The organism is Stenotrophomonas sp. GSD10 (assembly GCF_056172695.1).
This window is the reverse complement of sequence record NZ_JAOCMC010000002.1, coordinates 2,395,087-2,412,481: the sequence shown is the minus strand read 5'-3', so window position 1 is coordinate 2,412,481 and position 17,395 is coordinate 2,395,087. Positions and strand designations below refer to the sequence as shown.

Genomic DNA, 17,395 nt, shown 5'->3' with positions numbered 1-17,395 from the left:
TGAGCCTTCATGCAAGGCCATCCTTGCCTGCCGGGCACAACTGTTTTGCCACAACACGCCTGTTGCCTTTCGCAGGCGGTCCCCATTCTTGCCGGCACTCCCCCGCAAGAGATGTCTGCCATGCTGTTCACTCCCCACCGCCTGGGCGCACTGACCCTGCCCAACCGCATCGTGATGCCGCCGATGACCCGCTCGCGCGCGGCCGCCGGCAATGTCGCCACCGCCGAGATGGCGACCTACTACGCGCAGCGTGCCAGCGCCGGCCTGATCGTCAGCGAAGGCACCCAGATCAGTGCACAGGGCCAGGGCTACGCCTGGACGCCGGGCATCCACAGCCCGGAACAGGTGCAGGGCTGGCGCCAGGTGACCGATGCGGTGCATGCCGCCGGCGGCCGCATCTACGCGCAGCTGTGGCACGTCGGCCGCGTCTCGCATGTGGCCCTGCAGCCCAATGGCGCAGCGCCGGTATCGTCCTCGGCACTGCTGGCCGAAGGCGTGAAGGTGTTCGTCGACCCGGCCGGTGCCGGCCCGGAAGCGGGCGTGGGCGAGATGATCCAGCACTCGATGCCACGCGCGCTGGGCGAGGACGAGATTCCGGGCATCGTCGCCGATTACGCGCAGGCCGCGCGCAACGCGCTGGAGGCGGGCTTCGACGGTGTCGAGCTGCACGGCGCCAATGGTTATCTGATCAACCAGTTCATCGACTCGCAGGCCAACCAGCGTACCGATGGCTATGGCGGCTCGCTGCAGAACCGCCTGCGCTTCCTGCGCGAGGTGGTGCAGACGGTGGTGTCGGTGATGGGCGGTGAACGCGTCGGCGTGCGCTTGGCACCGCTGACCACGCTGCAGGGCGCGGTGGACGATACGCCGCAGGCGACCTATCTGGCCGCTGCGCATCTGCTGGGCGAACTGGGTGTGGGCTATCTGCACATTGCCGAAGCCGACTGGGAGGATGCGCCGCTGATGCCGGTGGCGTTCAAGCAGGCGCTGCGCATGGTCTACCCGGGCACGCTGATCTATGCCGGCAAGTACACCGCCGAGCGCGCCGAGCAGGCGTTGGCAGAAGGCTGGGCGGATCTGATCGGGTTCGGCCGGCCGTTCATCGCCAACCCGGATCTGCCTGAGCGCCTGCGTACCGGTGCAGAACTGAATCCGCCGGATCGTGCGAGGTTCTTTGGCGGTGATGCGGTTGGGTTCACCGACTACCCGACGCTGGAGGAAAGCGTCGCTGCCTGATACTGGAGGCTGCCGGCCAGCGGCCGGCACTACCAGGGTGCACGAGGAGAGGTAGTGCCGGCCGCTGGCCGGCATTGCCAGGGTGCACGAGGAGGAGGTAGCGCCGGCCGCTGGCCGGCATCCAGAGCATGGATCAGGGCGTGTCGCGCACCAGCGCCTCGGCCTCGACCACGCCGCCATCCTTGCCGTGCAGGTACAGGTGCATGTCCTGCTGCGGATACGGAATGTTGATGCCGGCCTTGTCGAAGCCCAGCTTCAACTGCTCCAGCAGTGTGACCTTGGTGCCGAACCAGTCGGCCGACTTCACGTAGCAGCGGATGCCGAGGTTGATCGCGTGTGCACCCAATTCGTACACCACCACGTCCGGTGCCGGTGTCTGCAGCACGCGCGGGTCGGCCTTCATCAGGGCAAGCGCGGTATCGCGTGCCAGCTGGATGTTGTCCTCGTAGCCGATGCCGATCACCAGTTCGACGCGGCGGGTCGGTTCGGCGGTCAGGTTGATGATCGGGGCGGCCGTGATCAGCGTGTTCGGAAGGGTGGTGTGCTGGTTGTCGGCGCCGGTAAGCACCGTCTGGAAGATACGCACTTCGCGCACGGTGCCGGTCTGCCCGGCGATGGTGACCACGTCGCCGACACGGAACGGACGCAGCGTCACCAACATCACGCCCGAGGCGATGTTGGACAGCGAATCCTTCAGCGCAAGGCCAACGGCGAGGCCGGCGGTACCGAGTACAGCCAGCAGCGGCGAGATCGGGACGCCGAGTGTGGCGATCGCCAGCACCACCACGATCACCAGCGCCGCCGCGTAGACCACGTTGCGCAGGAAACTGCCCAGCATCGGATCCACGCCCATGCGTGAGGTGGCACGCGGCATTGCGTTGGAAATGCGGCGAGCGATCCACAGTCCGATCAGCAGTACGACGACCGCGGCCAGCAACGGCACGCCATAGGTTTCCAGCAGGCGCTCCCAGTCGAGTGAGTGGAACCAGGGCGTTGCGGCGGGGGCGGCGGGTGCTGCGGCGGCGATCATGCGGACGTCCTTTGCTGCGAAGGGCAGGGCGTCCATCGACGCCAGAAACAGCAAGCCCCGCAGAGGCGGGGCTTGCGTGCAGCAGCAGTATGGGCCGACGCCGATGAACACGACGTCAGCCTGCGGCCTTCAGTGCATCAGCCGTTGGCCTTCAGCTTGGCCAGGCGCAGCCAGGTATCAACCACGGTGTCCGGGTTCAGCGACACCGACTCGATGCCTTCCTGCATCAGCCACTCGGCCAGATCCGGGTGATCGGACGGGCCCTGGCCGCAGATGCCGACGTACTTGCCCTTGGCACGTGCCGACTTGATCGCCATCGACAGCAGCTTCTTCACCGCCGGGTTACGTTCGTCGAACAGGTGGGCGACGATCGACGAATCGCGGTCCAGGCCCAGGCTGAGCTGGGTCAGGTCGTTGGAGCCGATCGAGAAGCCGTCGAAGATTTCCAGGAACTCATCGGCGAGCAGTGCGTTGGACGGCACTTCGCACATCATGATGATCTTCAGGCCGTTCTCGCCCTGCTTCAGGCCATTCTGTTCCAGCACCTCGATGACCTTGCGGCCTTCTTCCAGGGTGCGCACGAACGGAATCATGACCCACAGGTTGTCCAGGCCCATTTCGTTGCGCACGCGCAGGACGGCCTTGCACTCCAGCGCGAAGGCAGCCGAGAAGCTCGGGTCGACGTAACGGCTGGCGCCGCGGAAGCCGATCATCGGGTTCTCTTCGTGCGGCTCGTAGTTGCTGCCACCGATCAGGTTGGCGTACTCGTTGGACTTGAAGTCCGACAGGCGCACGATCACTGCATTCGGTGCGACCGAGGCGGTGAGGGTGGCGATGCCTTCGGCCAGGCGGTCCACGTAGAAGCTGACCGGATCACCGTAGCCGGCGATCTTCTCGTCGATCTTCTTCTTGGTCGCCGCGTCCTGGCGGTCGTATTCCAGCAGCGCGTTCGGGTGGATGCCGATGTGGCTGGCAATGATCATTTCCAGGCGCGCCAGGCCGATGCCGGCGTTCGGCAGCTGGCCGAAGTCGAAGGCACGTTCCGGGTTGGCCACGTTCATCATGATCTTCAGCGGTGCCGGCGGCATGTTGCCCAGATCGGTGGTGGTGCGCTCGAAGCCGAGCTTGCCTTCGTAGATGAAGCCGGTATCGCCTTCAGCGCAGCTGACGGTGACCAGCTGGCCATCTTCGATCACCTTGGTGGCGTTGCCCGAACCGACCACGGCCGGCACGCCCAGCTCGCGCGCGATGATCGCAGCGTGGCAGGTACGGCCACCACGGTTGGTGACGATGGCCGAGGCGCGCTTCATCACCGGTTCCCAGTCCGGGTCGGTCATGTCGGCGATCAGCACGTCGCCCGGCTGCACGCGGTTCATGTCGTCCAGGGTCTTGACCACGCGGGCCACGCCCGAACCGATCTTGGCACCGACGGCGCGGCCTTCGGCCAGCACCTTGCCGCCCTTTTCGGTCAGCGCGAAGCGCTCGATCTGGGTGGCGTGGCTGCGCGACTTCACCGTTTCCGGGCGCGCCTGCACGATGAACAGCTTGCCGCTGACACCGTCCTTGGCCCACTCGATGTCCATCGGGCGGCCGTAGTGCTTTTCGATGACCAGCGCCTGCTTGGACAGTTCCTGCACGTCCTCGTCGCTGATGGAGAAGGTGTTGCGCAGTTCGGCCGGGGTGTCCTCGATCTTTACGCGCTCACCCGGGACATCCGAATACACCATGCGGATCGCCTTGCTGCCGAGCGAGCGGCGCAGGATCGCCGGCTTGCCGGCCTGCAGGGTGGGCTTGTAGACGTAGTACTCGTCCGGGTTCACCGCACCCTGCACGACCATTTCGCCCAGGCCGAACGAGGAGGTGACGAACACCACGTCACGGAAGCCGGATTCGGTGTCCAGGGTGAACAGCACGCCGGAGGAACCGACGCCCGAACGCACCATCAGCTGCACGCCGGCGGACAGGAACACGTCTTCATGCTTGAAGCCGTGGTGCACGCGGTAGGCGATGGCGCGGTCGTTGTACAGCGAGGCGAACACTTCCTTGACCTTGTGCACGACATCGTCGGCACCGGTGACATTGAGGAAGGTTTCCTGCTGGCCGGCGAAGGAGGCGTCCGGCAGATCCTCGGCGGTGGCCGACGAACGCACGGCCACGGCCACGTCGCCGCCGCCGTTGTCGGCGCTCAGCTGGGCGTAGGCACTGCGGATGTCCTGGTCCAGCTGCGGCTGCAGCGGCGCATCGATCACCCAGGTGCGGATTTCCTTGCCGGCGGCGGTCAGCGCGGTGACGTCCTCGACGTCCAGCGTGGCCAGCTTGTCGAAGATGCGCTTGGACAGGTCGTTGTGCGCGATGAAGTCCTTGAAGGCTTCAGCGGTGGTGGCATAACCGCCCGGCACCGAAACGCCCAGACCGGCCAGGTTGCCGATCATCTCGCCCAGCGACGAATTCTTGCCGCCTACGCGGGCCAGATCGGCCAGACGCAGTTCGTGCAACCACAGGATGTTCTCGTTCAAGCGCGATGCTCCGTTTGGCCATCGCCCGAGGCGGGCTGAGTGGCCGCGTCCGTAGGAAGAAGCCGATATGATGCCGGGCAGAGCACCGTCGGCACAAGCTTGTGCTGGCGGCCTTTTTAAGCTTCGTAGGGGTAAAAGCGCGCATGTCGACCATCCGTCCGGTGTTCTACGTTTCCGATGGAACCGGTATCACCGCTGAAACCATTGGGCATAGCCTGCTGACCCAGTTCTCCGGGTTCAGCTTCATTACCGACCGGATGTCGTTTGTCGATGACCCCGAAAAGGCGCGTGAAGCCTGCGCCCGGATCCAGGCGGCGGGGAGCGCTACCAGGTCCGGCCGATCGTGGTGAACTCCTGCGTGGACCAGAGCCTGAGCCTGATCCTGGCCGACAGCGGGGCGCTGATGCTGGATGTGTTCGCGCCGTTCATCGAGCCGCTGGAGCGTGAACTGGCCAGCCCGCGCCTGGCCCGGGTCGGCCAGGCCCACGGCATGGTCGATTTCGACACCTACCACCGCCGCATCAATGCGATGAACTTCGCCCTGACCCACGATGACGGCATCGCGGTGAACTACGACGACGCCGATGTGATCCTGGTGGCGGTGTCGCGCGCCGGCAAGACGCCGACCTGCATCTACCTGGCCCTGCATTACGGGGTGCGTGCGGCCAACTACCCGCTGACCGACGAGGACCTGGAAAGCGACCGCCTGCCGCCGCGCCTGCGCAACTACCGGCGCAAGCTGTTCGGCCTGACCATCGACCCGGACCGCCTGCAGCAGATCCGCCAGGAGCGCCGCCCGAACTCGCGCTACGCCAACCTGGACACCTGCAAGCGCGAGGTGGCCGCGGCCGAGGTGATGTTCCAGATGGAGCGGATCCCGACCCTGAGCACCACCCATACCTCGATCGAGGAAATCTCCAGCAAGGTGCTGGCCACGCTGGGGCTGCAGCGCGAGCTGTATTGATCCTTTCCCGGGCTGCCGGCCAGCGACCGGCACTACCCGTGGATGCTGGCCCTGTAGAGCCGGCCGCTGGCCGGCTGATCGCAACACCCCCGGGGTTGGCTTGCGCATGGCCGCCCCCACGTTGAAGCACCAACGTGTAGGATCGACCCATGGCCCGAGCCTTGCCCCGCACCAATCGCATTCCCCGCCTGAGCCGGTTGAGCTGGCTCATGGGGCTGTATGCGGAAAACTACCGGCACCTGGTGCGCCTGTTCGAACCGGCCGGACTGGCGGCGGGCAGCTACATTTCCTCGATCGGCGACGGTCTGGACGTGCGCCTGGACGTCATCGAATGCCATCGCTACACGGTGGAACTGCGCCTGACCTACGACCTGGCCGACCCGGTCACCGGCGAGCCGGATCCGTCGGCCTATGTGCGGCTGTACCGTGACGCGCGCCAGGCCGAGACCACCCATTGCTATGTGGGCCGCCGCTGGCAGGACACCATGGGCCTGTACCCGCCGCCGGCCGAGCTGATCAGCCACCGCATGCGGATGAACACCTTCCTCGGCAAGTGGCTGGAATACCTGGCCGAGCGCGGCCACGGCGTGGCCACCCTGCGCCGCGACCCCGATGGCGCGGGCACACCTGCCGAACGCCGCCTGTCGCTGGTGCGCTGATCGGCCATAATCCACGGCTGACCTGCTGCTGGATGCTGCCCCATGCCGTATACCCCGATCGTCGCCACCCTGGGCTATGTGCTCTCGCCCGATCGTCGCCAGGTGCTGATGATCCACCGCAACACCCGCCCCGGTGACCATCACCTGGGCAAGTACAACGGCCTGGGCGGCAAGATCGAAGCGGACGAGGACGTGGCCGCCAGCATGCGTCGCGAGATCCAGGAAGAGGCCGGGATCGACTGCACCGGCATGCGCCTGCGCGGCACCCTCAGCTGGCCGGGCTTCGGCAAGCACGGCGAGGACTGGCTGGGCTTCGTGTTCGTCATCGATACCTTCGAAGGCACCCCGCACGGTGGCAACCACGAAGGCACGCTGGAGTGGGTGGACCTGGACAAGCTGGACACGCTGCCGATGTGGGAGGGGGATCGCAACTTCCTGCCGCTGGTGTTCGACGCCGACCCGCGCCCCTTCCATGGGGTCATGCCGTACAAGGACGGCCGCATGGTCAGCTGGTCCTACAGCCGGCTGTGACCCGACGAATCGGCTGGGTGCCAACGACGAAACGGGTGGGTGCCAACCTTGGTTGGCACGCTCTTCCGGGAAATTAATACCCGGACAATATTGACGCACGCAAATTACCCGGGCAGTATTTACGCATCGCCCTCGATGCCTTCGCCATGCCCGCGTCCGCACTTCCCCCTTCAGCTGTTTCGACGGCCATCGCCTGGTCGCCTCCGGTACCCCGGCAGTGGCCGCGCTGGCACTGAAGCAGCTGCGCGCCGACCACGCCGCCGGCCCGCTGCTGGTGTTCGACAACGCCACCGGCCGCACCCGTGATTTCGACACGCGCGGCAGCGATGCCGAACTGTTGGCGCGGCTGGCCGACGCCTTTGCACCGGCTGCGGAGGCCGATGCCGGAATCGCTCCGGAAGACGCGCCTGTTGCCCCGCGTGGCCGTGGCCGCCCGAAGCTGGGTGTGGTGGCCCGTGAAGTGACTTTGCTGCCGCGCCATTGGGCGTGGCTGGCCGAGCAGCCCGGCGGGGCCTCGGTGGCATTGCGAAAACTGGTGGAGGCGGCCAGCCGGGCCGGTGCCGACAAGGACCGCCGGCGCCGCGATGCCGAGCGTGCCTATCACTTCCTGCAGACCATCGCCGGTGACCTGCCGGGCTTCGAGGAGGCCATCCGCCTGCTGTTCGCGCATGACCGCGCAGGCCTTGAAGTGGCGTTGCGCCTCTGGCCCGGGGACGTGCGCCGCCACGCGCTGCGTCTGGCCTTCGACGAACCTGTAGACAGCGCCGACGGCTGAGCCCCCGCGCCGTCGTTGAGCGGCCGCGCTCTCTGATCGCGGGCCAAGGCCCGCTTCCCCTGTGCTTGCTTTGCTGGCGGAGACGCCGGGCAGGGCGGCGCCTTGCCCGGAAAAACCCATGAACACGCCTGCACCTGCAACCGCTTCGACCGCGCTACCGCTGTGGCGCACCTACCTGACCCTGCTGCTGCCGATGCTGCTGACCAATGCATTGCAGCTGGCCGCCGGCACACTGGACAACATCTACCTGGGCCATCTGCTCGGTACCCAGGCAGTGGCGGTGGCCGCTGCGTTCTTCCCGGTCTTCTTCCTGCTGCTGGCCCTGGTGATGGGGCTGGCGACCGGTGCGATGGTGATGATCGGCCAAGCCTGGGGCGCGGGCCGCCCGCAGCAGGCGCGCGCCATTGCCGGTAGTGCGGTGGCGCTGGTGCTGGTGCTGTCGGTGCTGGTGATGGCCGTGGGTGGTGGCTTCGCGCCTCAGTTGCTGGTGGCCCTCGGCACGCCCGCGCCGATCCTTGGCGAATCGATCGTCTATGCGCGCGTCCTGCTGTTGGCGGCACCGGTGTTCTTCCTGCTGTGGCTGGCCACGGCGGTCAGCCGTGCGGTGGGCGATGCGAAAACGCCGCTGCATGCGCTGCTGCTGGCCACGCTCGTTGGCCTGCTGTGCACGCCGCTGCTGATCCTGGGCGGGGCCGGCCTGCCGTCGCTGGGCCCGGCCAGTGCGGCCGTCTCGGCGGCGCTGGCCTCGCTGCTGGCCCTGGTCTGGCTGATGTGGCGCTGGCAGCGGATGGGGCACCCGTTGGCACCCGGGCGCGAAGTGCTGCGTGCGATCCGCTTTGATGGCGCACTGATCCGTTCGATGCTGCGTATCGGCGTGCCGTCCTCGCTGCAGATGCTCAGTCTGGCCGTGGCCGAGATCGTGCTGCTGGGCTGGATCAATCGCTACGGATATACCGCCACGGCGGCCTACGGCGCGGTCAACCAGTTGATGAGCTGGGTGCAGTTGCCGGCGATGTCGCTGGGCATCACCGCCACCGTCCTCGCTGCGCATGCGATGGGGGCGGGGCGTACGGCACGGCTGCCGGCCATCGCCCGCACCGGCGTGCTGCTCGGCGGCGCGATGCTGGCGGTGGTGGTGCTGCTGGTGCTGGCGCTGGCGCCCTGGCTGAGCGGCCTGATCCTGGCGGCCACGGACGTGCGCGAACTGGCCACGCAGCAGTTGCGCACGGTGGTGTGGGGGTGTTGGCGATGGGAGGCAGTGCGGTGCTGGTCGGCGTGATGCGGGGCAGTGGCACGGTGCTGTTGCCGGCACTGCTGGGCATGGTTGCCGTGTTGCTGCTGGAGCTGCCGCTGGCGATGTGGCTGCAGGCGCGGCAGGGGCTGGCCGGCCTGTGGTGGGCGTGGCCGCTGGGGCTGATGGCAATGCTGGTGATGCAGGTGATCTGTTTCGCCCGCTGGCGCGGCCGGTTGCCGGCAGCGGCCTGACCGCGGCGCTCTGCGGGGCAGCCGGCCAGGTTCAGCGCCGATGTGCCAGCAGCAGGTGGAAATGCTTCTCGCGCATCTGTCCGTCATTGCTCGACGCGGTTTCCCGGTGGCTGCGCCAGGCCGAGACGTTGAATCCCGACACGCGTAGTGCCAGCTCCACCGCGTCCAGTTCATGCAACTGGAAATCGACGGAAAACGGCAGGCTGCGCATGAAGGCCGCATCGCCGAACGCCAGGCACAGCCGGCCTCCGCGGCGAAGTACGCGCGCCAGCTCGTCCAGCACCGGGGCCAGGTTGGGCCAGAAGTACAGGGTGTTGACCGCCAGTGCGGCATCCATGGAGGCCTCGTCCACCGGCAGCGCATGGGCATCGCCAAGCCGCATCGCCGCCCGGCCGCCCAGGCCGGCACTGGCCAGCCGCTGGTTGCCGGCCTCGACCATGGCGGCGGACAGTTCAATGCCCAGGTACTGGCTTGCTGGCGCCTGCAGCAGTTGCGGCGCGAAGGCCGCATTGCCGGGGCCGATCTCCAGAATGCGTTCGCCGGCTGCCACCGCCAGCAGCCCGATCGCGGCCTGGTTCAGCGCGCCGTTGCTGCGGTTCATCGAGTCGGCCACTGCCAGTGCAGCGTCGCCATGGGGCCGTCGCAGCTGCGCGGCCAGGGTGGAAGCATCCAGCATCATCATCGTCCGTCACAAGGAATCGGACGTGGCGGCGGCGGGTCCGCCGACGACCATAGCGCCGTCCCGGCGGCTTGGGAAGTAGGTAAACCCCGCTGCCGGGTGATCAGGAAATGTCCAGAGTCGCAGTCGGTGAGATCTGGTTGTCCACAGGGGGTGTGGATTACGCGTGGGCAACTTTGTGGATAAGCCACGACAGGCGCCACCCCCTAGGCTGTCAAGATGGGTGGCGAAAAATTCACCGCTGGTGATGAGGAGTGAGGGCGCGGTGAAGGCGCCGCCGTGCCGGTGCTGTCGCCAGCGGCGGCGCTCGCGGTAACCTGTGGGCCTTGATGCTCCGTGAGACCCCATGAAACGTCACTTCTCGATGCTGCGCGAATTCCAGCTGGCGGACTGGTTCACCCTGGCCAATGCCTTCTGCGGCACCGGTGCGGTGTTTGCCGCGATGCGCTTCCTGCAGGATGGGGAGCGCGGCTATCTGCTGTTCGGCATGGCATTGATCCCGCTGGCCTTCATCTTCGACGCACTGGACGGGCGCATCGCGCGCTGGCGCAAGTCCAGTTCCACTCTCGGGCGGGAGCTGGATTCGCTGTCCGATGTCATCTCCTTCGGCGTGGCCCCGGCGGCGCTGGCCTATGCCTGCGGCATGCAGGGCGGCTGGGACTGGCTGGTGCTGAGCTACTTCGTCTGCTGCGGTGTCAGCCGCCTGGCGCGCTACAACGTCACGGCCGAGGCGCTGGCCGGCGACGAGGGCAAGGTCAAGTACTTCGAGGGCACGCCGATTCCGACCAGCCTGGTGCTGGTGATCGTGCTGGCCATCGCCGCCGGTACCGATGCCATCGGCCAGGACATCTGGTTCGGCCAGTGGCAGATCGGGCCGTGGCAGCTGCATCCGATGGTGCTGCTGTTCGCGCTGTCCGGGTCGTTGATGATCAGCAAGACCCTGCGTATTCCCAAGCCATGAACCTGCTCTGCGGAGGCCTGCGATGACCAGCTCGGCCCACGACGCCGGCAGCAGCGATTTCGAGACCCTGGCCCGGCAGTACTTCGGCGCCTGGGGCGATGCGCTGCGCCATGCGACCGCCCCCGCCGCGCCGGGCGGCGGCGACCCCGGCAGCTGGCAGCGGCTGTTTGACGGCTGGGCCCAGTTGTTGCCGGAACAAGGGCAGGGCGCACCGGAAGATGCAGTGCGCCGCTTCCGCGAGCAGGCCGGCAGCTGGTACGGCACGATGCAGGAGGTGGCCGCGCGCTTCGCCGGCCGCGATGCCAGCAGTGCCGAAGTGGCGCAGGCCTGGCGTGAGGCGGTGCAGGGGCAGGGCGAGGGCATGCTGCAGTGGATGCTGCAGGGCGCCCGGGGCAGTACCCAGGCCGGTGCCGCCGTGCCCGAATTTGCCGCGTGGCTGCAGCAGTTCCAGCTGCAGGCCGGCCCGTGGTTGCAGAGCCCGGCATTCGGCCCCGGCCGCGAGCACCAGGCGCGCTGGCAGGCGCTGCTGCGGGCGCAGGAGGACTACCAGCAGCATTCGCGCGCCTATGTCGATCAGATCAAGCAGGCGCTGGACGAGGCCTTTGCCCTGTTCGAGCAGCGCCTGGCCGAGCATGAACAGCCCGGCAGCCAGCTGACCAGCGCCCGTGCGATGTTCGATCTGTGGATCGAAGTGGCCGAGGAAGCCTACGCCAAGGTCGCCATGTCCGAACCGTTCCAGCAGGTGTACGCCTCCCTGGGCAACGCGCAGATGCGCCTGCGCGCCGGCCTGCAGCGCGAGGTGGAACAGATGAGTGAACGTATCGGCCTGCCGACGCGCAGCGAGATGGATGCCGCACATCGCCGCATCGCCGAGCTGGAGCGCAGCCTGCGCCGCCTGCAGGCGCAAGTGGCGGTGCTGGCCGGAACCGCTGCGGTGGATCCGGTGGCGCAGCCGGCGCCGGCGAAGGTGAAGCCAGCAGCGCGCACGGCCGCGAAGAAGGCTGCGCCGGCAAAGAAGGCACCTGCGAAGAAGAGCGCGGCGACAAAGGCGCCGGCGAAGAAGCGGGCACCCGCTGTTTCCGCGCGGGCCCGCAACCGATGAAAGGACCGTTGGGCTTCAACGCCGATGATCTGATGCAGGAAACCCTGGCCATGCAGCGCAAGCTGATGGAAGGGCTGAAGCTGCTGCCGCAGGTGGAAGACGTGGACTATGGCGTGACCGCCCGCGAGGAAGTCTGGCGCGACGGCAAGGTGGTGCTGTACCGCTTTGTCGGTGAGCAGGCGCCGACCCGCCGCACGCCACTGCTGATCGTCTACGCACTGGTCAACCGGCCGTACATGGTGGACCTGCAGGCCGATCGCTCGCTGGTGCAGAAGCTGCTGGCGCTGGGCCAGGACGTGTACGTGCTGGACTGGGGCTACCCGGACCGCTCCGAGCGTTTCCAGACCCTGGAGGATTACCTGCTGCGCTACATCGACGGCGCGGTGGACGCCTTGCGCGCACGCAGTGGCGGGCCGGTGGACCTGCTCGGCATCTGCCAGGGCGGTGTGTTCGCGCTGTGCTATGCCGCGCTGCGCCGGCACAAGCTGGGCAAGCTGATCACCATGGTCACCCCGGTCGATTTCCAGACCGCCGACAACATGCTCTCGCACTGGGCACAGCAGGTGGACGTGGACCTGCTGGTGGACACGCTGGGCAACATCCCGGCCGACCTGATGAATGCCAGCTACCTGATGCTCAAGCCGTTCCGTTTGAACGTGCAGAAGTACGTCGGCCTGCTCGACATCCTCGATGACAAGGCGGCGCTGGAGGATTTCCTGCGCATGGAGAAGTGGATCTTCGATTCACCGGACCTGGCAGGTGAGGCGTTCCGTGACTTCATCAAGCAGTTCTACCAGGGCAACGGGCTGATGAAGGGCACGGTGCGGATCGGCGAGGAGGCGGTGGATCTGTCGCAGGTAACCCTGCCGGTGCTGAACATCTACGCCGAGCAGGATCACCTGGTGCCGCCGGACGCCTCGCGCGCGATGCGTGGACGCCTGGGCACTGACGATTACACCGAGTCCAGTTTCTGCGGCGGCCACATCGGCATTTACGTGTCAGGCCGCGCGCAGCGCGAAGTCCCTGCCACCATCGATGGCTGGCTGAAGGCCCGCGACCGGTAGAGTCGAGCTTGCTCGACTTCAAGCTTGCTCGACTCCATGGAACCCGGAATGTCCCGAAACCCTCTCCTGATGCTGGCCATCCTGCTCGCCGCGCCACTGGCCCACGCCGCCCCCGGCCCACAGGCGCAGCGCGAGATCGCCCAGCTGATCGGCAGCCTGGACGGCTCGCAATGCCGGTTCCAGCGCAATGGCAGCTGGTACGACGGCAGCGATGCGCGCGCGCACCTGCAGCGCAAGTACGACTACCTGCTGAAGAAGAACCAGGTGGACAGCGCCGAGCAGTTCATCGAGCGTGCCGCCAGCCAGAGCAGCATGAGTGGCAAGCCCTACCGCATCCAGTGCCCCGGGCAGCCTGAACAGACGGCAGCGGCCTGGTTTGGCGCACGTCTGCAGGCCCTGCGCCAACGCACGCCGTAGACACGGGGGCGATGTAGAGTCGAGCTTGCTCGACTGCTCTTTCCGATATCCAGGAGACGCCGCCATGAACACCACGCCCAGGACGCTGTCGCGATCGCTCAACGACCGCATGATTGCCGGCGTGATCGGCGGCATCGCGCACCGCTTTGGCTGGAGCCCCACGCTGCTGCGGGTGATCTACGTGCTGGTATCGGTGGCCTCGGCCGCGTTCCCGGGCATTCTTGTCTATCTGATCCTGTGGCTGTTGATCCCCAACGAGGCCGATTGAACGCCTCCCAACGACCGTGGCCGGTCTGGCTGCGCGCGCTGCAGGTGCTGGGCGCGGCCTGGACCCTGCCCAACACGCTGGCCGGACTGCTGGGTGGACTGGTGGGCATGCTCGGCGGGGCGAGACCGCGCTGGAGCGGTGCCGACTGTGCTGTCGTTTTTGACCGGTGGCCGTGGGGGCCTGGCGGTGCGATCACCCTGGGCAACGTGATCCTGCACACCGGGCACGACCTCGGCATGTCGTGCCGGACCTACGCCCACCAGGCAGGGTGGGGGTGGAGCCGCTGATCCGCCTGGATGACCATGAGCGGGCGCACGTCTACCAGTATCTGGTGCTGGGGCCGTTGTACCTGCCGGTGTATCTGCTGTGTGGCGGGGTGAGCGCGCGCAACCCGTTCGAGCGCGCGGCGGATCATTACGCCCGCTTCGGCCACGGCTGGTGGCCATCGTAGAGTCGAGCTTGCTCGACTGCTTTTTCTGCGGCCCGTACGAGCAGTCGAGCAAGCTCGACTCTACGTGGCTGAGGGCGGTTCGTTAGCTGAAAGTTAAAGATTCGTAAGCATTCTGCTGCGAATTCGCAGTCATCTGCATGCAACCGATCGTCATTAGGCTGCGTGACGTTCCAGTCAGGTTCGACGCGGTAAGCTCTCCCTCGATGGGCTCGCAGCATCGCTCATCGAGTGCAGTACGCAGTAGCAATTTGGAGGAATACATCACATGGCAATTGTTCTTTATGTCGGTGGTAGCAAGGATGGCGAGAAGGGCGTGGTGCCCTACGGCTTCAGCAAATCGCGCGCTGACACCGCGCTGGGGCCGGAGTTCTACACCGAGCGGTTCATGGAACTGCAGGGTGTCGGCAAGGTCCGCCTGATGGCCCTGGAAGGCATGCGTGACGAGATCGTCATGCAGCGCGCCGCCCGCCACTACCGCTGACCTTCGCAACACGCGGCAGGGCGCGCCCACCATCGCGCGCCCGCGCCGGCATCCCAGCCCGGGCCGGTCCGAGCCCCCATCGCCAGGATGCCGGCGTCCAATCCGGCCCCGCCGCTGAACCTCGCCCTCTGTCAATGCCTTGTCCGGCTGCGCCGCGGATTGCCAGAATGGGGTCTTCCCGTAACGCGGCACAGACCTGAAGCAATGCACGACGCCAAGAACGCCCAGAGCGCGCTCGCCCAGCAGATCGCCCAGACCATCGCCGCCGAGATCGGTGCCCAGTCCGCCCAGGTGCGCGCCGCCGTCGGCCTGCTCGACGAAGGCGCCAGCGTTCCGTTCATCGCGCGCTACCGCAAGGAGGTCACCGGTGGGCTCGACGACACCCAGCTGCGCAACCTGGAAGTGCGCCTGACCTACCTGCGCGAGCTGGAAGACCGCCGCGCGGCGGTGCTGGCCAGCATCGGCGAGCAGGGCAAGCTGAGCGACGAACTGCGCAACGACCTCCTGGCCGCCGATACCAAGAGCCGGCTGGAAGATCTGTACCTGCCGTACAAGCCCAAGCGTCGCACCCGCGCTCAGATTGCCCGCGAGGCGGGGCTGGAGCCGCTGGCCGACGGCCTGCTCGCCGACCCGACGCAGGACCCGCAGACCGTTGCCGCAACCTTCATCAACAGCGACAAGGGCGTGGCCGACACCAAGGCGGCGCTGGAAGGCGCGCGCGCGATCCTGATGGAGCGCTGGGGCGAAGACGCCGCGCTGGTCGGTGAACTGCGCACCTGGCTGGGCGAGACCGGCGTGATCCGTGCGCGCGTGGCCGAGGGCAAGGAAACCGAAGGCGCCAAGTACCGAGACTATTTCGAGCACGCCGAAGCGCTGGCGAAGATTCCCTCGCACCGGCTGCTGGCGTTGTTCCGCGCGCGTCGCGAAGAAATCCTGTTCCTGGAGCTGGACCCGGGCAGCGATGCCGAGGCCGGCCATCAGTACGCCGAGGGGCGCGTGGCGCGCAAGGCCGGCATCGCCGACCAGGGCCGTGCCGCCGACCGCTGGCTGCTCGATGCCTGCCGCCTGACCTGGCGCGCCAAGCTGCACACGCACCTGCTGCTGGACCTGTTCAACCAGGCCCGCGAGAAGGCCGAAGCCGAGGCCATCGCGGTGTTCGGCGACAACCTCAAGGACCTGCTGCTGGCTGCGCCGGCCGGCGCCAAGACCGTGCTCGGCCTGGACCCGGGCATCCGCACCGGCTGCAAGATCGCGGTGGTCGATGCCACCGGCAAGCTGGTGGCTACCGACACCATCTACCCGCACGAGCCCCGCCGCCAATGGGACCAGTCACTGCAGACCCTCAAGCAGTTGTGCGCGAAGTACAACGTGGAGCTGATCGCGATCGGCAACGGCACCGCCAGCCGTGAGACCGACAAGCTGGCCGGTGAAGCGATCAAGGCAGCGGGCAACCCGAAGCTGCAGAAGGTGGTGGTCAGCGAGGCCGGTGCCTCGGTGTACTCGGCCTCCGAGTTCGCGGCCAAGGAATTTCCGGGCCTGGACGTGTCGCTGCGCGGCGCAGTGTCGATCGCACGCCGGTTGCAGGATCCCCTGGCCGAACTGGTCAAGATCGAGCCCAAGGCGATTGGCGTCGGCCAGTACCAGCACGATGTGGACCAGTACCGCCTGGCGCGGGCCCTGGACGCCCGCGTGGAGGACTGCGTGAACGCGGTGGGCGTGTACGTAAACACGGCCTCGGCCGCACTGCTGTCGCGCGTGTCCGGCCTGTCGGCCACGGTGGCCGAGAACATCGTGCGCCACCGCGATGACAATGGCCCGTTCAAACGCCGCAAGGACCTGCTCAAGGTCGCGCGCCTGGGCGAAAAGACCTTCGAGCAGTGCGCCGGCTTCCTGCGCATCGCCGACGGTGAGCAGCCGCTGGATGCCTCGGCGGTGCACCCCGAAGCCTACCCGGTGGTCGAGCGCATCGTGGCCAGCACCGCACGCCCGATCAAGGCGCTGATCGGCGACGGCAGCTTCCTGCGCGGGCTGAAGGCCGAGCAGTTCACCGATGAATCCTTTGGCGTGCCGACCGTGCGCGACATCCTGAAGGAGCTGGAGAAGCCCGGCCGCGACCCGCGTCCGGAATTCAAGGCGGCACGCTTCGCCGAGGGCGTGGAGGACATCAAGGACCTGCGTGAGGGCATGGTGCTGGAAGGGGTGGTCAGCAACGTGGCCGCGTTCGGTGCCTTCGTCGACATCGGCGTGCACCAGGACGGCCTGATCCACATTTCTGCCCTGTCCGACACCTACGTGAAGGACCCGCGCGAGGTGGTCAAGGCCGGCGATATCGTCAAGGTGAAGGTGCTGGAGGTGGACGTGGCGCGCAAGCGCATCGCCCTGACCCGGCGCCTGGACGACACCCCCGGCCAGGCCACCAGCCGTCCCGGCAGCCGCGAGGAACGCGGTACGGGCCAGCCGTCACGCCGCGATGCGGCGGGACAGGGCCGTGGGCCCGGCCGGGGCCAGGGCACCGGCAACCGGGGCGGGCAGGCGGCACCGCCGGCCAACAACGCCCTGGCCGAGGCGTTCGCGCGCGCCAAGCGCAGCTGAGGTTCGTGGCCCCCGTCACGCTTGATGTGTGGCGGGGGACTTGTCGATTTTCCCCGTGATTGCGCACACTTGCGCAACAGGGGCGGCGTTTGGCCACCCCGCTGTCGCTGGGGAGGGCCATGACGCCAGCACGACCCGTCGTCTTCATTGGCGGCTGCAGCCTTTCGCTGCGGCCCGCGCCTGC

General features: G+C 67.3%; 13 protein-coding genes and 4 pseudogenes. 14 read left to right on the top strand and 3 right to left on the bottom strand.

What is annotated here, in order from left to right:
* The first annotated feature begins 120 nt into the window (after positions 1-120).
* A complete protein-coding gene (locus N4G47_RS11385; RefSeq protein WP_475287203.1) occupies positions 121-1,236 on the top strand; it encodes an alkene reductase in 1,116 nt (371 codons plus the stop codon).
* A gap of 133 nt (positions 1,237-1,369) precedes the next feature.
* On the opposite strand, the gene N4G47_RS11380 is transcribed toward N4G47_RS11385, so the two are convergent.
* Positions 1,370-2,266, bottom strand: a complete 897-nt coding sequence (locus N4G47_RS11380) for a mechanosensitive ion channel family protein (protein ID WP_475287201.1) — start codon at positions 2,264-2,266, stop codon at positions 1,370-1,372.
* A gap of 137 nt (positions 2,267-2,403) precedes the next feature.
* Positions 2,404-4,782, bottom strand: coding sequence for a phosphoenolpyruvate synthase (gene ppsA, locus N4G47_RS11375; RefSeq protein WP_475287199.1), 2,379 nt, complete (start codon positions 4,780-4,782; stop codon positions 2,404-2,406).
* Between the two features lie 143 nt (positions 4,783-4,925).
* Here ppsA and ppsR point away from each other — a divergent pair.
* From ppsR to N4G47_RS11350, 5 genes and pseudogenes are all read left to right on the top strand, one after another.
* Positions 4,926-5,746, top strand: a pseudogene (ppsR, locus tag N4G47_RS11370) (posphoenolpyruvate synthetase regulatory kinase/phosphorylase PpsR).
* Positions 5,747-5,895: 149 nt separating this feature from the next.
* Positions 5,896-6,405, top strand: a complete 510-nt coding sequence (locus N4G47_RS11365; RefSeq protein ID WP_107233146.1) for a DUF1249 domain-containing protein — start codon at positions 5,896-5,898, stop codon at positions 6,403-6,405.
* A gap of 42 nt (positions 6,406-6,447) precedes the next feature.
* Positions 6,448-6,936, top strand: a complete 489-nt coding sequence (locus N4G47_RS11360; RefSeq protein WP_295569753.1) for an NUDIX hydrolase — start codon at positions 6,448-6,450, stop codon at positions 6,934-6,936.
* 146 nt (positions 6,937-7,082) lie between these two features.
* Positions 7,083-7,711: pseudogene (locus tag N4G47_RS11355) on the top strand (DUF2239 family protein).
* Between the two features lie 118 nt (positions 7,712-7,829).
* Positions 7,830-9,196 (top strand): annotated as a pseudogene (locus N4G47_RS11350) (MATE family efflux transporter).
* Between the two features lie 31 nt (positions 9,197-9,227).
* Here the strand turns inward: N4G47_RS11350 and N4G47_RS11345 are convergent.
* Positions 9,228-9,878 (bottom strand): class I SAM-dependent methyltransferase, encoded by a 651-nt coding sequence (locus N4G47_RS11345; RefSeq protein ID WP_475287196.1) that lies wholly within the window; start codon positions 9,876-9,878, stop codon positions 9,228-9,230.
* A 343-nt stretch (positions 9,879-10,221) separates the two neighbouring features.
* On the opposite strand from N4G47_RS11345, the gene N4G47_RS11340 reads away from it, so the two are divergent.
* The 8 genes and pseudogenes from N4G47_RS11340 to N4G47_RS11305 all read left to right on the top strand — a co-directional run bounded on the left by N4G47_RS11340 (position 10,222) and on the right by N4G47_RS11305 (position 17,211).
* A complete protein-coding gene (locus N4G47_RS11340; RefSeq protein ID WP_107233150.1) occupies positions 10,222-10,836 on the top strand; it encodes a CDP-alcohol phosphatidyltransferase family protein in 615 nt (204 codons plus the stop codon).
* Positions 10,837-10,858: 22 nt separating this feature from the next.
* Positions 10,859-11,938: a class III poly(R)-hydroxyalkanoic acid synthase subunit PhaE gene (gene phaE, locus N4G47_RS11335; protein WP_475287193.1), complete on the top strand. Its 1,080-nt coding sequence runs from the start codon at positions 10,859-10,861 to the stop codon at positions 11,936-11,938.
* Complete coding sequence (gene phaC, locus N4G47_RS11330; RefSeq protein WP_475287191.1) at positions 11,935-13,002, top strand: class III poly(R)-hydroxyalkanoic acid synthase subunit PhaC; 1,068 nt, start codon at positions 11,935-11,937, stop codon at positions 13,000-13,002. Before phaE ends, phaC begins: the two co-directional genes overlap by 4 nt.
* Positions 13,003-13,050: 48 nt before the next feature.
* Positions 13,051-13,419 carry a YfeK family protein gene (locus N4G47_RS11325; protein WP_475287189.1) on the top strand — a complete coding sequence of 123 codons (369 nt, stop codon included), beginning with the start codon at positions 13,051-13,053 and terminating at the stop codon, positions 13,417-13,419.
* A 64-nt stretch (positions 13,420-13,483) separates the two neighbouring features.
* The gene (locus tag N4G47_RS11320; protein WP_107233155.1) at positions 13,484-13,687 is read left to right on the top strand and encodes a PspC domain-containing protein; all 204 of its coding nucleotides are present in this window, start codon (positions 13,484-13,486) and stop codon (positions 13,685-13,687) included.
* Positions 13,684-14,138, top strand: a pseudogene (locus N4G47_RS11315) (hypothetical protein). Before N4G47_RS11320 ends, N4G47_RS11315 begins: the two are co-directional and overlap by 4 nt.
* Before the next feature lie 265 nt (positions 14,139-14,403).
* Positions 14,404-14,619 (top strand): hypothetical protein, encoded by a 216-nt coding sequence (locus tag N4G47_RS11310; protein WP_005410085.1) that lies wholly within the window; start codon positions 14,404-14,406, stop codon positions 14,617-14,619.
* A gap of 204 nt (positions 14,620-14,823) precedes the next feature.
* Complete coding sequence (locus N4G47_RS11305) at positions 14,824-17,211, top strand: Tex family protein (RefSeq protein WP_475287187.1); 2,388 nt, start codon at positions 14,824-14,826, stop codon at positions 17,209-17,211.
* The last annotated feature ends 184 nt before the right edge of the window (positions 17,212-17,395 follow it).